The sequence below is a fragment of the Nostoc flagelliforme FACHB-838 genome (genome assembly GCF_014698065.1).
GTDB classification, from domain to species: domain Bacteria; phylum Cyanobacteriota; class Cyanobacteriia; order Cyanobacteriales; family Nostocaceae; genus Nostoc; species Nostoc flagelliforme_B.
Map to the genome: position 1 here is coordinate 116,576 of NZ_JACJSI010000009.1, position 23,389 is coordinate 139,964.

The 23,389-nt window shown below is 41.5% G+C and carries 20 protein-coding genes and 1 tRNA gene; 13 read left to right on the forward strand and 8 right to left on the reverse strand.

Annotated elements, in window-relative coordinates; translation table 11 throughout:
- Positions 1 to 61: 61 nt before the first annotated feature.
- Entirely contained in the window at positions 62 to 2,275 is a 2,214-nt protein-coding gene (locus H6G97_RS07330) for a Wzz/FepE/Etk N-terminal domain-containing protein (RefSeq protein ID WP_190940002.1), read from the reverse strand.
- Between the two features lie 705 nt (positions 2,276 to 2,980).
- The gene (locus tag H6G97_RS07335) at positions 2,981 to 3,940 is read right to left on the reverse strand and encodes a ribonuclease Z (RefSeq protein WP_190940003.1); all 960 of its coding nucleotides are present in this window, start codon (positions 3,938 to 3,940) and stop codon (positions 2,981 to 2,983) included.
- Positions 3,941 to 4,837: 897 nt separating this feature from the next.
- Here H6G97_RS07335 and H6G97_RS07340 point away from each other — a divergent pair.
- On the forward strand, positions 4,838 to 6,586 hold the full coding sequence (locus H6G97_RS07340; RefSeq protein WP_190940004.1) for an endonuclease: 1,749 nt from the start codon (positions 4,838 to 4,840) through the stop codon (positions 6,584 to 6,586).
- A 219-nt stretch (positions 6,587 to 6,805) separates the two neighbouring features.
- Here H6G97_RS07340 and pyrE read toward each other — a convergent pair whose 3' ends face one another.
- Positions 6,806 to 7,429, reverse strand: a complete 624-nt coding sequence (pyrE, locus tag H6G97_RS07345) for an orotate phosphoribosyltransferase (RefSeq protein WP_190940005.1) — start codon at positions 7,427 to 7,429, stop codon at positions 6,806 to 6,808.
- A 100-nt stretch (positions 7,430 to 7,529) separates the two neighbouring features.
- On the opposite strand from pyrE, the gene H6G97_RS07350 reads away from it, so the two are divergent.
- A complete protein-coding gene (locus H6G97_RS07350) occupies positions 7,530 to 7,964 on the forward strand; it encodes a hypothetical protein (protein WP_190940006.1) in 435 nt (144 codons plus the stop codon).
- Positions 7,965 to 8,092: 128 nt separating this feature from the next.
- Here H6G97_RS07350 and H6G97_RS07355 read toward each other — a convergent pair.
- Positions 8,093 to 8,165, reverse strand: a tRNA-Ile gene (locus H6G97_RS07355).
- Between the two features lie 296 nt (positions 8,166 to 8,461).
- On the opposite strand from H6G97_RS07355, the gene H6G97_RS07360 reads away from it, so the two are divergent.
- Positions 8,462 to 9,163: a hypothetical protein gene (locus tag H6G97_RS07360; protein WP_190940007.1), complete on the forward strand. Its 702-nt coding sequence runs from the start codon at positions 8,462 to 8,464 to the stop codon at positions 9,161 to 9,163.
- Between the two features lie 100 nt (positions 9,164 to 9,263).
- Positions 9,264 to 10,661: a hemolysin family protein gene (locus tag H6G97_RS07365; protein ID WP_190940008.1), complete on the forward strand. Its 1,398-nt coding sequence runs from the start codon at positions 9,264 to 9,266 to the stop codon at positions 10,659 to 10,661.
- Between the two features lie 85 nt (positions 10,662 to 10,746).
- Here the strand turns inward: H6G97_RS07365 and queC are convergent, their stop codons facing one another.
- Positions 10,747 to 11,424, reverse strand: coding sequence for a 7-cyano-7-deazaguanine synthase QueC (queC, locus tag H6G97_RS07370; protein WP_190940009.1), 678 nt, complete (start codon positions 11,422 to 11,424; stop codon positions 10,747 to 10,749).
- 340 nt (positions 11,425 to 11,764) lie between these two features.
- Here queC and H6G97_RS07375 point away from each other — a divergent pair, with 340 nt between their 5' ends.
- From H6G97_RS07375 to fcmC, 4 genes are all read left to right on the forward strand, one after another.
- Complete coding sequence (locus H6G97_RS07375) at positions 11,765 to 12,847, forward strand: Gfo/Idh/MocA family oxidoreductase (RefSeq protein WP_190940010.1); 1,083 nt, start codon at positions 11,765 to 11,767, stop codon at positions 12,845 to 12,847.
- A 794-nt stretch (positions 12,848 to 13,641) separates the two neighbouring features.
- Positions 13,642 to 14,265 (forward strand): DedA family protein, encoded by a 624-nt coding sequence (locus tag H6G97_RS07380; protein WP_190940011.1) that lies wholly within the window; start codon positions 13,642 to 13,644, stop codon positions 14,263 to 14,265.
- A gap of 240 nt (positions 14,266 to 14,505) precedes the next feature.
- On the forward strand, positions 14,506 to 15,657 hold the full coding sequence (fcmB, locus tag H6G97_RS07385) for a filament morphology actin-like protein FcmB (protein WP_190940012.1): 1,152 nt from the start codon (positions 14,506 to 14,508) through the stop codon (positions 15,655 to 15,657).
- Between the two features lie 5 nt (positions 15,658 to 15,662).
- A complete protein-coding gene (gene fcmC / locus H6G97_RS07390) occupies positions 15,663 to 16,142 on the forward strand; it encodes a filament morphology membrane protein FcmC (RefSeq protein WP_190940013.1) in 480 nt (159 codons plus the stop codon).
- Between the two features lie 248 nt (positions 16,143 to 16,390).
- Here the strand turns inward: fcmC and H6G97_RS07395 are convergent, their stop codons facing one another.
- Together H6G97_RS07395 and coaD are read right to left on the reverse strand one after the other, a co-directional pair.
- Positions 16,391 to 17,059, reverse strand: coding sequence for a DivIVA domain-containing protein (locus tag H6G97_RS07395; protein ID WP_190940014.1), 669 nt, complete (start codon positions 17,057 to 17,059; stop codon positions 16,391 to 16,393).
- A complete protein-coding gene (gene coaD, locus H6G97_RS07400) occupies positions 16,969 to 17,520 on the reverse strand; it encodes a pantetheine-phosphate adenylyltransferase (protein WP_190940015.1) in 552 nt (183 codons plus the stop codon). The genes H6G97_RS07395 and coaD overlap by 91 nt, the downstream gene beginning before the upstream one ends.
- A 298-nt stretch (positions 17,521 to 17,818) precedes the next feature.
- On the opposite strand from coaD, the gene lgt reads away from it, so the two are divergent.
- The 5 genes from lgt to H6G97_RS07425 all read left to right on the forward strand — a co-directional run bounded on the left by lgt (position 17,819) and on the right by H6G97_RS07425 (position 22,148).
- Positions 17,819 to 18,694, forward strand: coding sequence for a prolipoprotein diacylglyceryl transferase (gene lgt / locus H6G97_RS07405; protein ID WP_190940016.1), 876 nt, complete (start codon positions 17,819 to 17,821; stop codon positions 18,692 to 18,694).
- A 181-nt stretch (positions 18,695 to 18,875) separates the two neighbouring features.
- On the forward strand, positions 18,876 to 19,700 hold the full coding sequence (gene cobM / locus H6G97_RS07410; RefSeq protein WP_422394169.1) for a precorrin-4 C(11)-methyltransferase: 825 nt from the start codon (positions 18,876 to 18,878) through the stop codon (positions 19,698 to 19,700).
- 236 nt (positions 19,701 to 19,936) lie between these two features.
- Positions 19,937 to 20,290: a phenylpyruvate tautomerase MIF-related protein gene (locus H6G97_RS07415; RefSeq protein ID WP_190940017.1), complete on the forward strand. Its 354-nt coding sequence runs from the start codon at positions 19,937 to 19,939 to the stop codon at positions 20,288 to 20,290.
- Positions 20,291 to 20,368: 78 nt separating this feature from the next.
- On the forward strand, positions 20,369 to 21,463 hold the full coding sequence (rlmN, locus tag H6G97_RS07420; protein WP_190940018.1) for a dual-specificity RNA methyltransferase RlmN: 1,095 nt from the start codon (positions 20,369 to 20,371) through the stop codon (positions 21,461 to 21,463).
- A gap of 112 nt (positions 21,464 to 21,575) precedes the next feature.
- Positions 21,576 to 22,148 (forward strand): hypothetical protein, encoded by a 573-nt coding sequence (locus H6G97_RS07425; protein WP_190940019.1) that lies wholly within the window; start codon positions 21,576 to 21,578, stop codon positions 22,146 to 22,148.
- Positions 22,149 to 22,753: 605 nt separating this feature from the next.
- Here H6G97_RS07425 and H6G97_RS07430 read toward each other — a convergent pair.
- The gene (locus H6G97_RS07430; RefSeq protein WP_179067652.1) at positions 22,754 to 22,933 is read right to left on the reverse strand and encodes a replication restart DNA helicase PriA; all 180 of its coding nucleotides are present in this window, start codon (positions 22,931 to 22,933) and stop codon (positions 22,754 to 22,756) included.
- Positions 22,934 to 23,389 lie beyond the last annotated feature (456 nt).

Here is a 23,389-nt window from a genome sequence, read left to right on the forward strand (position 1 = left end):
CAAAAGTTACTTTTGCAAGATGTCTAATGTCCAATGCCCAATGTCGCCTTGCGTCTTTAATCTACGATGCCAATACCTTTTGAGAATTACTCACTTCGTTAGCGATAATCCCAATTAAATTCAACTTACTCAAAATTTCTATAGCTTGAGTCAGTTCAGTTCTGGTCACTTTTCCCATGCGTTCTACCATTACAATACCATTACAAAAAGATGCCACAATCCTGGCATCAACTGTGCCCAAAATAGGTGGAGCATCTATCAGTACTAGGTCATAACTTTGCTCAAACAACTCTATTAGTTCTTTCATCCGTTTAGAACTGAGCAACTTTACCGTGTCTTCTGGTTCGGGCCCAGCAGTCAAAATATCAATAGAAGGGTGAATGGGCTGGATGTAATCTTGAAAATCAGTAGTTGTCTCATCAACTAATAACAGAGATAGTCCCCAGTCATTGGATAGTTCTAGGATTTTGTGCAAGCTAGGATTGTGCAAATTAGCATCAATAACTAATACCCGTCGATGCATCCGGGTAGCGCTAGCCACAAGCCCTAATACTAAGGTTGTCTTCCCTTCCCCTGGTAGCGCCGAAGTAAACATCAGAGACTTAAAAGGCAAAGGATATTTTAATATTTGAATATTTTGATAAACCATGTCCAGTGTTTCATGGACAGGCAATTTAGTTGTGGCTTCTATTACAGAGGTATCAAAGCTTCGCCGCCCATTCCAAGGCAGTCCCAGCCGCCGCTTTTTCACGTTAGGCAATCTTAGTTTTGGTACTGACCCTAGTACACGTAGATTCGTTAGTTTATTTAAATCTCCCGCACAATAAATAGCGTCATTAAACTTTTCTAAAATCAGTGTTATTAAGATACCTAAAATTGGGCCAATTACCGCTCCCCCAAGCAAAAACAATAATCTGTTGTTTCCCATATAAGTACCCAGATTAGGTTCTGTCAAAACTTGCCAGTTATATCCTTCCTGAGCAATTTTTAGTCCCAAAGACTGTTGCGTTTGGAGCAGTTGCTCAAGGGTTTTTCGACTAGTTTCTACCTTTGGCAACAGACGGTTGTATTCTGCTATTAAGCTTGGGTATGTGTTTAGTTCAGAGCGAAGTCGTTGTTCTGATTCAGCTAGATTTTTTTCATTAGCAGTTAGTCCTAAGACAGTTGTTTGCACCAGAATTAACTCGTCTACTAGCTTTGGCTCAACACCTAGCATTTGACCTTTTAATAGTGGTTCTCCATTACTGCTAGTAGTAATCTGTCTCACCTCTTTTCTTAATAGTGACAGTTGACTTTGACGTTGCTGCTTTAATTTTTGTACCGATGGGTAATCTTCTGTATAACGCAGTCGCTCCTTAGCTAATGCTAGTTCAGTCTTTTGAATTTCACTCAATAATGCTTGGTAGCGGTTTGACTTATTTAAACGAGAAGAAATTAGTGCATTCTGCTGTGACGAAGACGCTATTTGTTGCTCTAGATTACTGTAGCGAGCGTTGACATCTTGAAGGTTAGCACGAGTGGTTTGTAACTGTTGTTGAATATCTGCTAGAGATTCTAGCAGGATTTTACTTTGAACTTCGGGATCGAGTAATTTATGTTTCTTGCGAAACTCTTCCAAATTTTTCTCGGCTTTACTCACCTCTTTTTTTATCTCAGGTAGGCGAGCATTTACAAAAGCCATCCCCTGATTCAGACGTTCTTTTTGTTGCTGTTTGTTGTAATTTTGATAGACTTTCTGTAAAGCTTGAAGTACTCTTTGTGCTTTCACTGGATCATTATCATTGAAAGAAACTTCAAATACTTGACTAAAAACTTTATTAGCTCCCATTCCTCCTTCTTCTGGGATCACTTTCAAAGGAGTTTTTTTGCTTGGTTCTTTTTGACCATTGATATCTTCTAAGGTAATATCAGGATAATCAGAATGAAGTAAATCTACGGCTTTCTGGAGCAATTTAGAACTCAGCATGAGCTTCATCTGAGTCGTGGAATTAACAACTTGAGAATTGGAATCAGTTACCTGAGTATTTGCCCCTACTGGGATTTTATTTGACTTTGCTCCTTCAGATAAATTGGCACTTACCAATATCTGCATATTGCTTTGGTAAGTAGGTTTAGAAATAATAGCCAAGAGGCTAGCAGCTGACATGACTACGCAGGAAACCCCAAAGATCAGAAAGCGTCGGCGAAACAAAATAGTAGATAGTTGTCTTATGCGACCTACGCTTTGTACTGAAGTAGTAACCTGTTGCTCTTGATTCAGACTAGTCTTAGCCACTATTAAACTCCTCTAATATCGAAACAGTATATTTATTTGGAAGATGTATGATAAATATGGAATGTTTTTACACCTAGAGCTGCAATAGCATACTTAATTATTCTTCCAAAAATGACAAGATTACTTGGCAAAATCTTATGCCAACTACCTCTTTCATGTTCATCAATTCATGCATATAAATTCTTAATCAGTATTGGAAGAATAAATTTTTAATAAATATTTTATTGAACGAAGAAAAATCTTGACGGAAAATTAATTATTTTTCTTAAAAATTTCAGTAAAAAATTCTCTGATTCACAACATAACTATATATTAAAGTTATTTTGCTAACTTGTAATCTAAAAAACACATTGAGAATTTAAATTATACTACTTGTATATTTCTATATCCTTAGTAAGTCGTAAATTACTGGTTAGCTAGTTTACTTAGTCGTGAAAGTAAACTGCTGTCTATTTGCTAGACGCTATAATTTGGATTACTAAACTCTAAGGTAGAGCCTAGTTAATTTTAGATTTTAGATTATAAGGGTAAGATTCAAAATCTCTCTTAGAAAGTTCTGATCGGATAGCGTAGCGTAAAGCCTTTTCTTCTTTGGAGGCGCTAACGCAAACGCCGACCTCATAGCTACGCTACGCGGCGCGATCGCTTAAAGCGAGTCCATGAGCATCGGAAACCTCCGATCAGACTTTCTGCAAAATCTAAAATCTAAACGCTTACCTTGCTTAACTCTACTTCCCGTCTTCTAGGTACGTCATAAATCATGAAGTCAAAAGCCATATCAGTACGCGGAAAAATTGCCCGGGCTTCCTTGAGGAGATCCTTCAACTCCAAGGTATTGCCGGGAGCATAGCGGGGACTGAAATGACTCATAATCAGCCGATGTGCCCCAGCCGTTAAAGCTGTTTGTGCTGCCATTGTGGTTGTGGAATGCAACCGCTGAAAAGCCATATCTGCATCTTGATGGGCAAAGGTTGCTTCATGAATTAGTACATCTGCATCTTTTGCTAATTCCACTGCACCATCACAATAAATTGTGTCTGTACAATAGGCAATCTTTCGACCAATTTCTGTGGGGCCGCATAATTGCGTGCCATCAATTACCCGTCCGTCAGTAAGGGTAACAGTTTCACCGCGCTTGAGTTGACCGTAAACCCGACCGGGAGGAATTTGCAACGCTTTGGCTTTTTCTATATCAAAGCGTCCTGCTCGGTCTTTTTCGGCTACGCGGTAGCCGAAAGCTGTAATGCGGTGATGCAAATTACCGCAGCTAACGGTGAAGTCCTCGTCTTCATAAATTACCCCTGGACGGATGGCGTGAACTTTGATCGGGTAAGAAAAGTGCGTGTAGGAGTAACGTGAGGCGGTTTGAATATAATCATTTAATCCAGATGGGCCATAGATATCAATTCGCTGCACATTGCCAGCCAAGCCGCAAGTAGCAAGAAGCCCCATCAAGCCAAAGATATGATCGCCGTGCATGTGGGTAATAAAAATTCTCGAGAGTTGACTGATTTTCAGCTCACTCCGCATAATTTGATGCTGGGTGCCTTCACCACAGTCGAATAACCACAGTTCTGCCCTTTGGGGTAGTCTCAGGGCGACGCTGGAAACATTGCGCGATCGCGTGGGTACACCGGAACTCGTCCCTAAGAATGTTATCTGCACAATGTTCTTTAGTCTTCCTATTGCTCAATTTGCAGCTCTATTTTCTATAGTGGCACGCTTAATGAGCAAAATACTTAGGACTTATGCAAATCAAGCAAAAAGCAGGGCATTTCTATCTCAAGCGGCTTAAGGCAATTTGCGTTTGTTTTTCCCAAGCGATCGCAAGTGCTTAAGCTTTTTCACCATCTCTTTGAGCAAAAGAATTTGTTACTGACTCAATATTTTTTGTTTCCTTGGGCACTCTTTAGCTATGAACGTGATTCTATTTGGTTAAACAAGTAGCAGGGGTACACAGATGTGTGTCCTTACTTTTAGTATATTTTTATCAATCCTTAACCTTGAGTTAATTAATTTTTATATTCTTAAATAATTCCTAAATATTATTTTTTGTTTATACCTAATCTTGCTCAAAATTGCATTTATTAAACGCTCCAAGTTAAGCTACTACCTAGCTTATACTGCGCTAACAGCAGTCGCAATCTAATATCGGAAAGTAACTTAATAACCAGTTGATAAATATCAAATAACTGCTGTATTATTGCTATAACATCTTTTTGCAAATCTCAGTACACTTCATAATCAAAAAGCAAACTGGCACTCAATACTTAATTGTGAGTTAAACAAATACATTGTTTTTCTTAGCCCAATGGCTTGAGAAAAATTTAGAGATTGTGTAAAAAATGGCTGGCTGTAATTTTAGGTAATTATTTATCCCGCCTATCCTCCCTTTTGAAAGTGGAACTTAAATTAAATTCCTCGATAACTTAGGGGTATTTAGAATGTTTTGCTACCAATAAAGGAATTTTTAAAACATCCTCTAGATTTATTTATTTCTCATATCTTTGGGATAATTGTCCAACTGAATTTAGTCTCTATCTACAATTAAGGACAATGTTCATGAGTTCTATCCGAAAAGTCTTACAGACGCTATGCCTTATTATTTTTCTTGCATTCTGCCTTCCTTCAGAAATCGCTCATGGTGTACAAGTTACATCTTTGGTAGGAAGTCCTACACAACTAACGCTTGCTACTTTTAATGTCGAAAATCTTGATCCTAAAAAGGAAAGTGTCTCTAAGGTTGATGGTAATACGAGCAGAAACGTCGATGATGATGTGACAAGCGGTAAGTTTACAGCTTTGGCAAACCAGATTGTTAATAATCTTGAAGCACCAGACATTATTGCTTTGCAAGAAGTACAAGACAATGATGGGGCTGAGTTGAGTTCAGTAGTTGATGCTGCTCTGACTGCTGACACTCTAATTGATTCTATTCAATCTGTAGGAGGCCCAGCTTATGAATATCAAGAAATTCCGCCTCAGAACGGACTTGATGGAGGCCAACCAGGTGGCAATATCCGCGTAGGCTTTTTGTTCAATCCTCTACGAGTTAAACTACAGAACCTTGAACGCTTTGCAAACGATTCAGCTTTTTTAGAAAGTCGCAAACCTTTAGTGGGTGAATTTACTTTCAACGATATTCCCATTACCTTGATAAACAATCACTTTGCTTCTAAAAGCGGCGGAGCGGCTTCTAACCCAAAACGGATAAAACAGGCAACAATTGTTAACGAATTTGTTGTAAATCGCTTAACTACTGACCCAAATGCAAATATTGTTGTTCTTGGCGATTTGAACGATACTCCAGACTCCCAGGCAATAAAAGCTCTGGAAGGAAACAAGCTGGAAAATTTGGTAAACAAAATTCCTCAAGATGACCGCTTTTCTTATATCTTTCGAGGAAGTAAAGAACAAATTGACCAGATCCTCGTTACCGCAAATTTGTTTAATAAAGCAAATCCTGAGATAAATGCTGTTCACGTTAACGCAGGGTTTTCTAGAGCAACCAGTGATCACGACCCTGTGATTGCTCGGTTTACTCTATCACCTGTTGGTGAGACTACTCCTATTCCATCAATTCCAGATACCACTTTTGAACCACCAGTTACATCAAGCACAATTCTTTCTGGTGTTACAGGAGACGATTTACTGAAAAAACTAGATAGCCTTTACTCTCCTCGTATTAGCCTCGGATATGGTAGCGCTCGTGATTTTCTCTACACCAAAATAGATAACCAAGGCGGTATAGTAACAGACATCTACGCTGGTTATAGTGTTCCGATCAACCCAAATTCAGATAAACCCAGAGAAGAAGCTGCACAACGCAGAATCAATGCAGAACACGTTTGGCCGCAGAGTATGGGAGCTGAAGGCCCAGCAAAAAGCGATTTGCATAACCTCTTTGCTTCACGCGTGGAAGTTAACAGCGATCGCGCAAACTTTCCATTTGGAGATATTCCTGATGATCAAACTACGTCTTGGTATCTTGACGATGATGAACTAAGTTTCAAACCGAGTCCGCAGGATATTGACAAATACAGCGAATTCAAACGGGGATTCTTTGAACCACGGGAGGCAAAGAAAGGAGACGTTGCTCGGGTAATTTTCTATTTCCGCACAGTCTACCCAGAACTGGCAAATGCAAGGTTTTTTGAAGCCCAAAAGGATACTCTCTGTAAGTGGCAAGCAGACGATCCAATTGATGCTGGTGAGATAGCACGCAGTCAGGCGATCGCTAAAACACCCCAAGGTAATGAAAATCCTTTTGTATTAGATCCTAGTCTGCCACAACGAACCTACTGCAAGTAATATACTCCTACACTGTATTCTTTTCTCAGAGACGCTCCACGAACGATTACAATGTAGGCTGCTAAGGTTGGGGATTACTGCTACACCCCGACCATTCGGAACCGTGCTTGCGACTTTCACTGCACAAGGCTAAGAATAAAACGACATTTAATTAGTCAGCCAACCCCTATTAAGGACTTGTACCAATTCTTAATTACGAATTAGTACAAGTCCTATTATTTATGAATTTGCAAGTTGTTGGTAGCGTTCCTGAACTTCCTGAATCGAAAACAAAGTTTCAAATTTCAACCCAGCTGATTGGTACAACTCACCTCCCCCTTGCTGTCGATCTATCAGTGAAATTATTTGATTTACGGTATAACCCGCATCCTTAAGACGCTCAACCGCTTTCAGAGCAGATTGCCCAGTTGTAACCACATCTTCCAAAACTACTACTTTTGCACCCTCTGGCAAACTGGGGCCTTCTATATAAGCTCTTGTCCCATAACCCTTGGCTTCCTTGCGAATAATCAGCGCTGGTATCGGTCGGTTTTCATAAACAGAAACTATACTCACCGCTGTCACAATTGGGTCAGCCCCCATTGTTAAACCACCGACAGCCTGTGTATCTACAGGTAACAAAGGAAACAGCAACCTTCCAACTGCCAAAGCGCCTTGAGGATGGAGTGTTACCTGTGTCTTGTTGACGTAATAAGAACTACGCAGCCCAGAAGAGAGGAGAAAATCACCCTCTTGATAAGCAAGTTGGCAAAATAAATCTAGTAGCTTGTGGCGCAAGGTAGCCAAATCAGTAGTAGTTGCCCAAATATCTGAGTGAGCAAGAGTTTCAGTAGGATACGTCATTACAAAACATTAAAAATTGTGCTACACCAAAGGTTGAACTCATCAGAGTTCTGAACTTAAGCATAAATTAAGATTGCCCAAAAACTGAGGAGTCAGAAACGTGCGTATAAAATTCAAACCCTTTGGTGGTTTATTAGTGGTGCTTGCTGCTGGTATTGCTTTTCCCTCTATTGCATCTGCCCAAACCGCAACACCCAAAACTGAAACTACGAATGATGTATTTGAACGAGCTTATTTTCGTCACGATCGCAATTTCTACGAAAATGGTAGCCTCAAACGTCAGCTAGACTCATTTTTAGGATCTGGTTCTGGTTTCGGTGGTTCCTTCCCAGAAAATGAAATTGCCCGAGATGCTGAGTTGGTTAACACTTTATATCATGATGTCCTGACTCAACAAGTTGGCAACGATCCTTATATTCGCACTCCTGATTTACCAAATCCTTATGACACATCCCTAATGATGTCTCCTCGCTTGAATAGCAGCAAACTTAAAGTAGGAACTGAATTCAGGTTTGAAACTTTACCATCTCGGTAATCTTGGGGAGGAAAAACGCGATTAATCGTGTCTGTAATGGAAAGCAGGGGATAATAATTACTAACCAACACTTCAGCAACTTCAGCAAAATTGCCCATGCTCTCTATTACTGCTTTTTGATAATTCAGTGCGCCCTGCTGGAATCGAACCAGCCTGAAGACGAATTATGAGTTCGTTGCCTCCCCAATCGGCCAAAGGCGCTTGTTTTCTTGACTTTCGGGTTGATATGAGTAAATTATTTTAACTTTTAATCAACCTTATTTGCTAATTTTAGACTGAGGAAAGTACTTTATGCACTGACTTTATCCAATTATATACTTATATCACAAATTTACCGCTTGTGAATACCGGATAATAGTTTACCAGATTTTTATACTACATAATTTGATCATGGATATAGTGCAAACTAATATTGATTAAGTTCCTTTAAGGATTGAGGTCAAAAGCTTCACTATTCTTAAATAGACCAGCATTCTATTTGTGATAGCTTGTCAACGATGAAAATAAATTCTACTGTACTTCTTACTTTGGTTTTGTTAATTCTGATGATGGGAGCAGGTTCTGTGAGCGCGTTTTTGGGTTTTGAACTGGGGAGTTCAGCACTTAAAGGCGTTACCACACCAGATGGGCGTCCTACAACCAAATTTGCCAGCAATAAGTCAAATAGCTCCCAACAGGCAGGGCTGGTGCTATTAAAAGAGGAAGAGATTCTGAAAATTGTCAAGGCGCGAGTTGAGGGTAAGACCAAGCCTGCTAAATCAGAAAAGCTAGAGGAAGACGATGAAGAAACCAATAGCAGCAAGCAGAAGCCAGAGGAAAAACCCCCAGAAGTGGTTGAAGAAAAACTCCAACCAGGTTTTCCGGTTACTGCCCAGAGTGAGGGTGTAACCATGTCTGTGCAATCTGTCCGCTACTCTGGTGGTGATTTGCTACTGAAAGTGAAAATGCAGAATAAAGGTAAGGATTCTGTGCGCTTCCTCTATAGTTTTTTAGATGTTACCGATGACAAAGGACGAACTCTGAGTGCTAGTACAGAGGGTTTACCAACAGAATTGCCTGTAAATGGGCCAGCTTTTTCAGGTACAGTAAGCATTCCTACAGCTTTACTTGATGATGTCAAGAAAATATCACTTGCCCTCACCGATTATCCCGCTCAAAAATTGAAGCTAGAAGCATCAGATATTCCTGTGGAAAGGTAGATTGAGTATTGGGGGCTGGGGATTGGAGATTGGGTATGGGGCATGGTTATTCTCCTTGTTTTCTCATCTCTCCCTATTCCCCATTCCTCAATTCCCCTAAATGGAGGACGTGAGTTTTACACAAGCTTTGGCAGTGAGTGGTTTTCCTAATTTAATGTGGACAGATGTGGCGCTACGGTTGTTGTCAGTGCTACTACTGATTGCCATAAATGCCTTTTTTGTGACTGCGGAATTTTCGATGGTGAGCGTGCGGCGATCGCGTATTCATCAGCTAGTTAAGGCTGGAGATATTCCAGCGATCGCAGTGGAAATGCTACAACGTAGTATTGACAGACTGCTATCTACAACTCAGTTAGGTATTACTCTCTCTAGTTTGGCGCTGGGATGGATTGGGGAAAGTACGATTGTTGTGCTAGTGAATGCATGGTTAAGATCCTGGCCTTTACCCAGTCGGATGACAAACTTACTGGCGCATTCCTTATCAATTCCCATCGCCTTTTTCTTAATTGCCTATCTACAAATAGTGATCGGGGAACTGTGTCCCAAATCCTTAGCCATGCTGTACTCAGAACAGCTAGCTAGGTTTTTAGGGCCTCCGGTAAAAGCGATCGTCCGTTTTTTTAGCCCCTTCATCTGGATTCTCAACCAATCAACTCGTTTTCTATTGCGGATTTTTGGCATCCAATACACAGGTCAAGGCTGGCGGCCGCCTGTAACTCCCGAAGAATTACAGCTGATTATCTCTACAGAATGGGGGTCTACTGGTTTACAGCGTGCAGAGCGAGAATTGCTCAATAATGTCTTTGAGTTTGGGGATGTCATGGCCCAAGATGTGATGATCCCCCGCACCAGTATTATCACGCTGCCAAAAGATGCTACCTTCCAGATATTACTCAGAGAAATGGCTTCTACTGGTTACTCTCGCTATCCTGTGATTGGCGAATCTTTGGACGATGTTCGCGGCATTGTTTATTTTAAAGATTTGGCACAACCTTTGGCCGTAGGAAAGCTCAGTTTAGAGACACAGATTCAACCTTGGATGCGTCCCGCCCGGTTTGTTCCAGAACACACGCCCTTGAGTGAACTTTTGCCCATGATGCAGCAAGAGAAACCCGCTATGGTCATGGTAGTGAATGAATTTGGCGGTACTGTGGGACTATTGACAATCAAAGATGTCATTGCCGAAATTATTGGTAACGGTGGTGAATCTGAAAACAGCGAAGACTTACTGATTCAGATGTTAGGTGAGCAAAAATTTTTAGTGCAGGCACAAATAAACCTCGAAGACCTCAACGAAGTTTTACATCTTAACTTGCCCTTAACCAGAGAATATCAAACACTAGGCGGGTTTTTGCTGTATCAGTTACAGAAAATTCCTGTCAAAGGTGAAATCTTCTGTTATCAAAATCTCGAATTCACAGTGGTATCAATTGTTGGCCCACGCCTGCATCAGATTCAACTGCAACGGTTAGAAGAGTTACGAGTTGATAGTACGTAGGGGCGCAAAGCCTTGCGCCCCTATAAATTTAGAAATAATTTGGGATAATTTATTTTTTGCAAGTCCCTAACTTCTCACTCCTCATTCAAGAAGCATAGTCCACTGGATCAACCAGTCCCAATTCGGCAAAAGCTGCTAGCCGCAAGCGACAAGAATCACATACACCACAGGCGACATCATCACCGGCATAGCAAGACCAAGTTAGTTCCCAAGGAACTCCCAATAGGTTGCCCAGTTGGATGATTTCGGTTTTTTTCAGATTGATTAGGGGTGCAACAATATTAATTGGTTGCCCCTCACGCCCTTGTTTAGTTCCCAGGCGGAAAACTTCTTGCATTGCTTGGATATAGTCGGGGCGACAATCAGGATATCCTGAGTAATCTAAGGCATTGACACCGATATAGACACGCTCTGCTGCGATCGCTTCGGCGTAACTAAGAGCAAAACTTAAAAAGATGGTATTACGAGCCGGAACATAAGTGACAGGAATATTTTGAGACATTTCATCTAGCGATCGCTCCTGAGGTAAATCAATGGCATCATCGGTAAGTGCGGAACCGCCCCATTGTCGTAAGTCAAAATTAACCACCTGATGTTTTGCGATCGCAGCTTTTTGAGCAACAGTCAAGGCTGACTCTAACTCTCGTCGGTGTCGCTGCTGGTAATCAAAGGAAATAGCATGACATTCACAGCCATCAGCCTTAGCTTTGTACAGAATTGTGGAAGAGTCCAATCCCCCAGATAACAGAATTACAGCTTTCATCTCGGTTGCAAATTTTGGATTTCAAATCGCTAAATCAAACCTTAACAAGATGCCAGAAAGCAATGCCAAGCATAATTTATACTTAGGTCTTACTAAATTTTTTAAACTTAATCAAAAGACATATATTTTTTGGAGAATGTGCAAAATCCAAAACAAACCCGAAATATCTATACAAAAGATATTTGGATTACGGGAACCGATCACAAACTTTGAAATTCTTCATAAACATAGGCTCTATGTTACCATCTGGATGGTTTTAGACGGATCGTAACTGGCATTTCGAGTATAAACGCCAACGGCCGTAGCGTCTCTAAATTTGGTGGTTGAGGAGAGAATAATAGTGCAAGATAGCATGTCAGTGGCAGAATCGAATCCATATACACAGCGCAACCAACCACGACCGATCCGCATAGGCGTGATTGGAGTGGGTAACATGGGACAACACCACGCTCGCGTGCTGAGTTCAATGAAAGATGTTGAACTAGTCGGAGTGGCAGATATTAATGTTGAGCGAGGGTTAGAAACTGCCAGCAAGTATAAGGTGCGTTTTTTTGAAGATTACTGTGACCTGCTACCCCTTGTGGAAGCAGTTTGTGTAGCTGTTCCCACCCGCCTGCACTATGCCGTGGGTATCAACTGTCTGTTAGCGGGAATTCATGTTTTGATTGAAAAACCGATCGCAGCTAGTATTTCTGAGGCAGAGTCTTTAGTAAATGCCGCAGCCGAGTCTGGGTGTATCCTGCAAGTAGGTCATATTGAGCGTTTTAACCCAGCTTTTAAAGAACTGAGCCAAGTTCTAAAAACAGAGGAATTGCTGGCGCTAGAAGCCCATAGAATGAGTCCTTACTCGGATCGGGCAAACGATGTTTCAGTTGTGCTGGATTTAATGATCCATGACATCGACCTACTTTTGGAATTAGCTGCTTCCCCAGTTACAAAATTAACTGCTAGCGGTTCTCGCGCCCTGGACTCTGGTTATTTAGATTACGTAACCGCCACCTTGGGGTTTGCCAATGGTATTGTTGCGACTCTGACTGCGAGTAAAGTCACCCACCGCAAAATTCGCCGGATTGTTGCCCATTGCAAAAATTCATTTACTGAGGCAGATTTCCTCAAGAATGAAATTTTGATTCACCGACAAACCACTGCCAATTCTCTCACCGACCACCGACAAGTACTTTACAGGCAAGATGGTGTGATTGAAAAAGTCTACACCAGCAATATTCAACCTCTGAGTGCAGAATTAGAACATTTTGTCAACTGCGTACATGGTGGCAATCAACCCTCAGTGGGTGGTGAACAAGCTCTCAAAGCCCTGAGACTGGCAAGTTTGATTGAGCAAATGGCCCTGGAAGATCGAGTTTGGAATCCCTTAGACTGGCAATCGGAACCAAGAGTACAATCATTGACCCCGACAGCCTAGAAGAGGGAATAAGGGGCGATACGGTTCGGATAAGCAGGGGAGGCAGGGGAGGCAGGGGAGGCAGAGGAGGAGGAAGTATTACTATTTATTACTAAATAGCTCTTTCTCCCCCTGCTCTCTTCTCGCCCTGTTCAAGAACAGTCTTTCCCAACCAAGAAATTCCTTAACCGAACGTATTGGGATGAGGGTAACAAGGTAAAATTTTCTCCCTTCTCTTCCCCTGCTTCCTCACAGTATCAACCTCAGAAGAAAACCTTAGAGGTTGTTTGAAAAGTGCTTCGCTGTGACTTTAGGCACTTTAGATCCCCCCTAACCCCCCTTTTTTAGAGGAGAAACCGGAATCAAAGTCCCCCTTTTGAAGGGGGATTTAGGGGGATATAAAATTTTTGATACCGACAAGAGGACTTTTCAAACATCCTCTTAGAGTATGATTTGAAATTTGCCATCAAATTTTTAGATCCTCTTTAGTCCTTTTAAAAAACTGACTAAGGGGGATCTAAAAAATTGGAAAACAAAACCTAGTAGTTTGTTCCATTAATTTTGTAAAGTTTGTAGTGAGCTATTTATCGCTCAATTTCAAGGGCTAGAGTTACTTACAAACTTTTATAACCCTCGAAATTAATCAAGCAGACCCCTAATCTCCACTCGTCTTAACTTTGTTTTTTAGGTGTGATGCCAACTTTAACTGTAGCCAAATTAACTTGATTCTAACAAGCCGGGACAATTACCTTTTAAAAAAGCTAAGGCGGAATCATAGTAACAGGGCTACTATACCAATTTCAGGAATTGACTCAATGCTTGAATGGATAACTAATACTATCAACTATTTTGGCTATTGGGGAATCGCCCTACTAATGTTCCTAGAGAACCTTTTTCCGCCCATTCCTTCAGAATTGATCATGCCACTGGCTGGATTTACAGCAAGTCCATATCAACCAGGAGGGGAAAAACTGAATATCATTGGTGTGTTTTTCGCAGGACTTTTAGGTTCTGTATTGGGCGCACTTATTTGGTACTATCCAGGTAAGTTTTTGGGCGAAACCCGTTTGAAAGCTTGGGCTGACAAGTATGGTAAATGGCTGGCTATATCTAGTAAAGATATCACCAAGTCCAAAGAGTGGTTTGACCGACGAGGTAGAACAGCAGTATTAATCGGTCGCCTTGTACCAGGAATCCGCACTTTGATTTCTGTTCCCGCCGGGATCAGCAATATGCCCTTGCTACCATTTCTGTTTTACACAACATTAGGTAGCGCTGCTTGGGTGGGTTTGCTAACATACTCAGGATACATATTGGGTAGTCAGTATGAACTTGTGGACAAGTACCTTGCTCCTGTATCCAAAATCGTACTTGGGGGTTTGGTTCTAGCATTTGTTTTCTGGATATTCAAGCGCCAGTTAAGACGTACTAGAAGATGAAACACGGACGCTTTTGGTTTGAAAGCAGTGAAAGCAGGGGTTACATCTGGCCAAAATTCGCCTACACTATGCCAAATAATACTAGATGTGCGAAGGCATGAGCTTATCAGAGGTATCGCCCGAATTAATTTTTGGCGTATTTCTAGCTACACTTGACGCAACCTAGAATTTCTGGTTGCTCGCATTTTTGTAAGATGAGCATGACAACTTTTTACAGTTAAGTTTGAACTAGGAGCTTTCATGACAGACCAACCTTCCGCCGCTAACCCCATCAATGCTGCTGCTATACCCATGAATAGAGCGGCAGTTCCCATTAATGCTGTTAATAATAATACTCCTCCCAAGGCAGGCGGTGTTCCAGGGAAAACCATTCTCAGCGTTGATTTAGGCAGAACTTCTACAAAAACTTGTGTGAGTCGTGAACCTGGCAATGTGGTGTTTGTACCTGCTAACGTGAAGCAGATGTCAATTGAACAAGTACGCGGTGGTGTTTTTGAAGCCAGAGCTACTGACCCCTTAATGGATTTGTGGCTGGAGTATCAAGGAAATGGATATGCTGTTGGTCAATTGGCAGCAGATTTTGGGGCGAATCTAGGAGTAGGCCAATCTAAGGTAGAGTCTGCACTGGTAAAAGTGTTAGCAAGTGCTGGCTACTTCAAACTTAGAGACGATATCTCAGTCGTACTGGGTCTGCCTTTCCTTTCCTTAGAGCAATTTGAAAAGGAAAAAGCACAGTTGATTAGCCAAGTCGGTGGCCCTCATGTGTTGAACTTCCGAGGCGAATCTGTGTCGCTGAACGTCAACAAGGTATGGGTAATGCCAGAAGGATACGGTAGCCTGCTGTGGTCTGAAGCTCAACCTAAGAAAAGTCCTGGCAGTCCCGATTTTACAAAAATATCGGTGGCGATCGTCGATATTGGACATCAAACCGTTGATCTTTTAATGGTAGATAACTTCCGTTTTGCCAGAGGTGCTTCTAGGAGCGAAGACTTTGGGATGAATAAGTTTTATGAACTTGTGTCTGCCGAAATCGAGGGAGCAGATAGTCAATCTCTTGCGCTGATTTCTGCTGTTAACAAACCCAGAGGTGAACGTTATTACCGTCCTAAAGGCGCTAGCAAGCCCACCAACCTAGATGATTTTCTTCCTAACCTTACAGAGATGTTTTCGCGCGAAATCTGTAGCCGTGTGCTAGCCTGGTTGCCAGAACGCGTCACCGATGTGATTCTCACTGGCGGCGGTGGTGAGTTCTTCTGGGACGACGTTCAACGTTTGCTCAAAGAAGCAAAGATTAATGCTCATTTAGCAGCACCTTCACGACAGGCGAATGCTTTGGGGCAGTATATTTATGGAGAGGCACAATTATCCTCCAATCGAGCTGCTAGGGCATAAAGCTGATGTTCCAATGGTCAAAAAAGGTAGTTAAATCCGTCACGTTCAACCCAGAGCTTGCTGATGAAAGCTTGTTAGCGCAAGTAGAAAGTTATTTGGACAAACAACCAGACAAGACTTTCAGCGACCTCTGTAAAGAAGCCTTGTGGCAATCTTTATGTGTACCGGAACCTGTACAACCTGCTCCACAAACAGCAGCAACAACACCGATTGAACAGCAAATCGGTGAACTGCAACGTCAAGTGGCTGGACTTGAGGAACGTTTTTTTGCCAAGGGATCTAATCGTTTGGAGGCGATGGAACATCATCTACTGCAACTTTCTCAACAAGTTGCACAACTGGCGCTCATAGTCAATGATCGATCGTTCATTCCGTCTCCAACTCAATTAGAAGTAGTAAATAATACTTCTTATACTGTTGCTACCCCTCCTCAAGAGGTTGACCCCGTAATCAGTCGCCTTAGTCAGTTTCTCGATGATTTTTAAGGAAAAATCAGGTTTTTGAGCAGTGTTTTGCTCCTCTCAACAATCCTTAATAGTGAATACTATTAAGGATTATTAATATTTATATATAAAAAGAGATTAGTGTAGGTAGATGGGGCGATCGCTCTCAATAATTAATTCCAATTAAATCAGCTATATTTAATCCCAAAAAGTCTTCGTTAATCGAAATTGTTGGGTTACGCAATAGCGAAACCCAACCTATATTTTTTCCTCATCTGTGGTTAGAACCTCTATCTTTTTTTACCAGGAGGTGAATTACGCTGGGTGAGGTTATCAATTTGCAGTTGTTGCCGTCCGTTGGTGATAATTCGCAACATATCTTTGAGATCCTGCTCGATATTTCCTAAAACGCCATCGGCATAAGCATCAGCACCATCTTCAATTTCTTGAGCGTGAGCGATCGCAGTTTGCCTCATAAGCTCTAACTCTTGCTGACAAGCATAGCGTTTGCGGTCAATCTCGGCGAGGGTTTCTTGCATTATTACCTCACACTCTTGTTGCACTTGTCGCCGCAGTTGTTCAGCTTCTTGTTCTGCCTGTTGAATAATATCGCTTTCAGCTAAGATTTGCGCTCTTTTTGCTTGCGCGGCTTCAACAACCTGCTGTCCATACTCTTCCGCTTCTAGTAGAATTTCATCCTTTTGTTCTAAAATCACTGCTGCTTCTTGAAAAAGTGATGGTAAAGCTAGCCGGATGTAATCAAGCTGATCCAGCAGCTTTTCTTCATCTATGAGCGTGCGTCCCGTCAGCGGAATCCTGAGACTAGAGAGAACCATTTCCTCTAGGCGGTTGAGTTCCTGCTGAATATCTATGCTTCCCTCTCCACTGAGATATTCTTGAGGGGGGGGATTGCTTCCGTTGAGATTGGGTTCAACATTGGAAATTTCTGATTGTAGCATTGGTATATATCTAGGGCAATGTGTGGGGGAACGAGATGATCGATAGAGCCACCAAACCTTGCAATCTCTTTTACCACACTACTACTTAAAAAACTATACTCATTTGAGGTTGCAAGAAAAACTGTTTCTATTTGGGTAGAAAGAGTTTTATTGGTGTGAGCCATTTGCAGTTCCACTTCAAAATCTGACACAGCCCGTAAGCCCCGGATCAAAACTTGTGCTTGTCGCATTTGAGCATAGTTGACAGTAAGACCATCAAAGCTGTCAACTCCTACATTAGGTAGATGTTGTGTAGAGAGAGTGATCTGATTTAACCGTTGCTCCACACTAAAAAGTGGCATTTTATTAGGGTTCCGCAGTACAGCGACAATCACCTGCTCAAACAGCCTACTACTGCGCTGGATGAGGTCAAGGTGTCCCAAGGTAATGGGGTCGAAGCTACCGGGATAAATAGCAATCACAATTTTAAATATATCAAAGTAGTTTAGGTGATTATATCGAAACTGTTTTGTGTAACTTACTCAAATTTACCATCTTGCGCTCTCGGTAAGAATGCTAAACTCAATTGTTTTAATGGCATTAGTTATGCTCAACTAGGCTTTAAGAACTAGACTCCTAAATATGAATACTGGATTTTTACCTACGTCCGCACAATTCGTTGTGGAGGATTCAAGTGTAGTTATAGTATTCAAGGCACAAAAAACTCCGTACTTAACTAAAGTACGCGGGTAGTTAACGAACTCTTCTAGGTAATTTTTCATGGCACTGGATTTTTCCACCTTGCCCTTGGCGTTTCAATTTACTTCTCCAGGATCGGTTCTGGTGAAAATAGGGCCACTAACTATCCGTTGGTATGGCTTGTTGATTGCCACAGCAGTGTTAATTGGCGTGATCCTTTCTCAGGAATTGGCAAAACGCCGTAATGTTAATCCTGAGTTGCTAGGGGACTTGTTCTTTTGGTTGTTAATTGGGGCAATTCCTGGCGCACGACTATATTACGTTTTCTTTGAGTGGTCAAAATATGCCCCAACTCCAGGAAAAATATTTGCTATCTGGGAAGGAGGTATTGCCATTCATGGAGCGATTCTTGGTGGCGTTTTGGCTGCGTCAATCTTTGCCAAAATCAAGCAGGTTTCTTTCTGGCAACTGGCAGATTTAGTAGCACCTTCGCTGATTTTAGGGCAGGCGATCGGACGTTGGGGTAATTTCTTTAATTCTGAAGCTTTTGGCGATCCGACTAATTTACCCTGGAAGCTGTATATTCCACCAGACCATCGTCCTCTAGAGTATGTTAGTTTCGATTACTTTCATCCCACGTTTCTCTACGAATCTCTATGGAATTTGATGGTGTTTACACTACTAATAACGTTGTTTTTTCGGTCTTTAGCCGGTAAGCCACGTTTGAAGGTAGGCACACTGTTTCTACTTTACTGGCCAGCCTACAGCTTAGGACGCTTGTGGATTGAAGGTTTTCGTACTGATAGCTTGATGCTGGGGCCGTTACGGATGGCACAAGTAGTTAGTAGTCTAGGAATTTTATTAGGACTAGTTGGATTAGCTTGGCTTTACTTACTCAAACGTCCTTTACCCGATGTAGTTCCTACTCCTAACGGAAGTGGGGAGAGTGGGAGATGAAGGAGTAGGGGGAGCAGGGGAGAAAAAATAACTAATGCCCAATGACTAAAAAATAAAAAATGCCCCAGAATATTCTCTAGGGCTTAACCAGGGTGCATCTACCATTACTCTCTACTAGGGAACGAGGGTAAATCCGGAAAGATACTGAGAAAATATCAAAAAAAATTTTTGAGGGATTGCCGTGTTTTCTTTTAAAAGTGAATATACAGAATATGGGAGCGAAAAAAAAACACTATATCCTCTAGAAGCATCTGTGTATATTGTGGGAGCAGGGCCTGGAGATCCTGATTTGTTAACGGTGAAAGCCCAGAAACTACTGGCTGCTGCTGATGTGATTTTATTTGCTGATTCTTTAATACCGGAACAAATTTTAGAACTTTGCCGAAAAGATGCCGAGATAATTAGAACTGCGAATCAGACTTTAGAAGAGATTTTGCCGATTATGATCGATAGGGTGCGATCGCAGCACAAATCTTTAGTCCGTCTCCATTCTGGCGATCCTAGTCTCTACAGCGCCATCCACGAGCAAATGCACCTCCTCGCAGAGGCAAATATTCCTTTTGAAGTTATACCTGGTATCAGCGCCTTTCAAGCCGCAGCTGCCAAACTCAAAGTAGAACTAACTGTCCCTGGTTTAGTCCAAACCATCATTTTGACCCGGATCAGTGGACGTACAGAAGTCCCTACCACTGAAGAATTAGCCTCTCTTGCAGCACATCAGGCTAGCCTCTGCCTATATCTCAGTGCGCGTCATGTCGAAAATGCCCAAGCTAAACTACTCGAACATTACCCAGCCGAAACTCCTATTGCAATTTGCTTTCGCATCGGCTGGCCCGATGAAAAAATCAGAGTTGTCCCCCTGAATCAAATGGCAGACTGCACTCATGAAGAAAAACTAATTCGCACTACACTTTATATAATCAGTCCAGCACTCTCGGCAGCAAAAGGGCGATCGCGTTTATATCATCCCGAACATAATCACCTGTTTCGCTCGTCTCATCACTAAATGTTGGGGATTGGGGATTGGGGAGATACAGCATATTTCAGGTAATGAAGTACATGGGTAGGGGCACAACCATGTTCCCTACGATTATCTGTACCTCACTAAGTCGCAATCTGCTGTATGTCCTTGTCTTCTGCATTTCGCTTATCTTCCCCATGTCCCTAATCTTTGTACTCTGTAGCTCTGCATTTCGATAAACTTAACAATGTCAAGAAAATTAAAAATTTCAATTCATTACTATGCCATTAATTAAAGTACAAACTTCTGCATCGGCTCCTCAAAAAGCTGAAATTGAATCAATGCTTTTAAACTTATCAGCCAAGTTAGCAAAACATTTGGGAAAACCAGAATCTTATGTAATGACTGCTTTTGAGCCAGAAACTCCCATGACTTTTGCAGGGAATACAGACCCGGTTTGCTACATTGAAATTAAGAGCATTGGCACAATGAAACCAGATCAAACCGCAGCAATGAGTCAGGAATTTTGCCAGCAGATTAACCAAACTCTAGGTGTGCCGAAAAATCGAATTTATATAGAGTTTGCAGACGCTAAGGGTGCAATGTGGGGCTGGAACGGTACAACCTTTGGGTAATTTCCCGTCTTCTTTGGTCAAGACTAAGTTAATCTGGCAGGTGTAGGATAGAGATCCTACATCAACTCTTGATTTTTTATGTCTGCTACGCCTCTTGTATCTCAAGTTGAGTTACCCAACCCAGTAAAATCAGAATTAATTCCCCCCCTTCTCGGCGCTTCTCTTGCGGATTTAACCACTTGGGTGCAGCAGCAGGGACAACCTGCTTATAGAGGAAAGCAGCTGCATGAATGGATCTATGACAAGGGAGTGCGATCGCTAGCTGATATTTCTGTCTTCCCCAAGCAATGGCGGAAAGAAGTAGCAGAAGTTCCCATTGGACGCTCAGTTTTCCACTACCGCTCTGTGGCCCCCGATGGCACAGTCAAATATCTTTTACGATTGACTGACGGGCAAATTATTGAAACTGTTGGTATCCCCACCTTCGCAGAAGGGGGAGAAGGCCCAAAAGCCCGTCTAACAGTTTGCGTCTCAACTCAAGTAGGTTGTCCAATGGGTTGTGATTTTTGCGCTACTGGTAAGGGAGGCTACAAACGCAACCTAGCACGGCATGAAATTATTGATCAGGTGTTGACTGTCCAAGAAGATTTTCAGCAACGGGTTAGCAATGTGGTGTTCATGGGGCTGGGTGAACCGTTGTTGAATACTGAGAATGTTCTCGCAGCCCTGAAATCCCTGAATCAAGATGTCGGTATAGGACAGCGATCGCTTACAGTTTCTACTGTTGGTATTCGCGATCGCATCCGTCAGTTCGCGCAAAACAATTTGCAAATCACTCTGGCTGTAAGTCTCCACGCACCCAATCAAGCACTACGGGAAAAACTCATTCCCAGCGCCCGCGCCTATCCTCTCGAAGATTTGCTGGCTGAGTGTCGAGAATATGTAGAAATCACTGGACGCCGCGTTACTTTTGAGTACGTTCTCCTTGCTGGTGTTAATGATTTACCAGAACATGCGTTAGAACTTTCAAAATGCTTACGAGGATTTCAAAGTCATGTGAATCTGATTCCTTACAACCCTATTCAAGAAGTAGATTACAAACGCCCCAACCGCGATCGCATTCAAGCATTTGTGAATGTCCTTAAGCAGCAAAATACTGCTGTTAGTGTTCGTTATTCCCGTGGTTTAGAAGCTGATGCTGCTTGCGGGCAATTGAGAGCAAGTAAGAATTAAATTACTTTTCTCTCACAGATAACTGAAAATTGATCAAAAAACTTTAGCTGTTGTCAAAAGTATTGCTGAAGCCTTTGCTTCTCTGACTCTAGAATTTGCGGTTTACATTGCGATGGCAGGAGGCGCGATCGCGTTTATCTCAGTAGTATTACTCAGCATAGTAAGTGTTATATTAAGGTTAAGCGATCGCTCTACCCAACCTATAACAAATAACTGTATGTTGAATCGCTCATTGACGCTTAAACTATGGCTACTGGTGGTTGTTCTTGCAAAAACTTTGCCAATAAATTCTCCTGCTTATGGACAAATAATTCAGACGAATCCTCAGCAACCTGAGTACTTTCAAGAAAGAATGAGACAACAACAAGAGGAGCGAAATCAGCAAACACAACAGCAATTTAAGGAAAGATGGCTACGGCTAAACGTTCAACAACCACAACTACAACAACAACAGAAAATACAACAGCAAGAATTTACACAACAACGGCAAGAACTGATACGTCAGCAACGATTTAGACTACAACAGCAAGAAACAAGACTACAACAGCAAGAATTCACACGAAAGCAACAACTGAGAATACAAGATCAACAACTCAGACAAGATCAACAAATTAGACAACAGCAAGAATTCAGATTACGAGAACAGATACGACAGCAACAACTTAGACAACAGAACAAACTGTAAAGTGTTCAAAATTTCTGTTGAAGAAGAATCCAGAATCCAGAACAAAAAATAGGGAACACCCTGCGGGGAGCAAGCTACAAATCCGCCACTAATATACATCTCCGAAAATTAATTATGAGTTTACCAAAACCCTTTTAGAGACGGAAAATGCTACTAGGCTTTGCCCCGTAATGCTAACGCATCTCTACATTTTTTTTCGAAGATGTCTAATATAAACCAATACACTTCAGTTAAGCAATTTTTCCTTCTCTTCCTTCTCTCTCTGTGTCCTCTCCGTCTCTGTGGTAGCCTGCGGCAAGCCGTTCGCGTAGCGTCTCGTAGAGAAGCGTCTACGTTAAAAAAACAACTTTGATAAAGAGTGCTAGCCTTAACTGAAACGTATTGTAATACAAACCGCTAAATCTTTTTTTTCAGATACGCGCAAAGAACGATTTAGCGTGTTTTTTAAAACCAATTTTTCAGACACTCTCTACAAGAGAGTGAACTATTCGCCAGTCTAACTCAAATTCATAATGAATTCTGGTTCCTGACTCTTGAATTCTATTTTTAGAAATAACTTTATTAAAAATTAGAGAAAACATTCTCCAATTTTTAATTTTCATTATCTAACGATGTGCATGAATGCCAGGAGCATAAGCCTCAATGACTTTGCCAGTGCGAGTGCAACTAATCATCAAGTAGTCACAACTTGGGCATTGTGTCCGAGTTAATTGACTATCAGAAATATAATAGCGCTCCGCATGGCTACCACAATTCGGGCAGTAAATCTTTTGTACTGTCTGCATTTCAAAACCCCTGGTTGTAATTATTTTTATTTGGGAAAGCCACAACTTAAACCAGGAAAAATTCTGGTTCGACCTAACTTAACAAATTGCTGTAATATTGGCTGATTATTTTAAACAAAATTTCAGGTTTGAAAACTTTTCGATATCTCTATCTATTATCCTAGTATTTAAGTGATTTTACCCTCCTACTTTAGATACATAAATTGTTTTTATATTAAATGCGGCTTAGATATTTACTGATCCCCATGATTAATCCCTTGAGATAGGCTTGTTTATAGTCATTTCCGACGAATACAAAAAAGACCGTTCTTGTATTCAAAAATTAAACCCCCTAAATTACTGTATATTTAGTAACAAAATATTTATCTTAAGATTTAGTTAATATTTGCTAACAAGATTTATAAGAATCAAAACTAGAAAACTTTATGAGGAGTGGCTTCCTTTGCTCAAAACTCC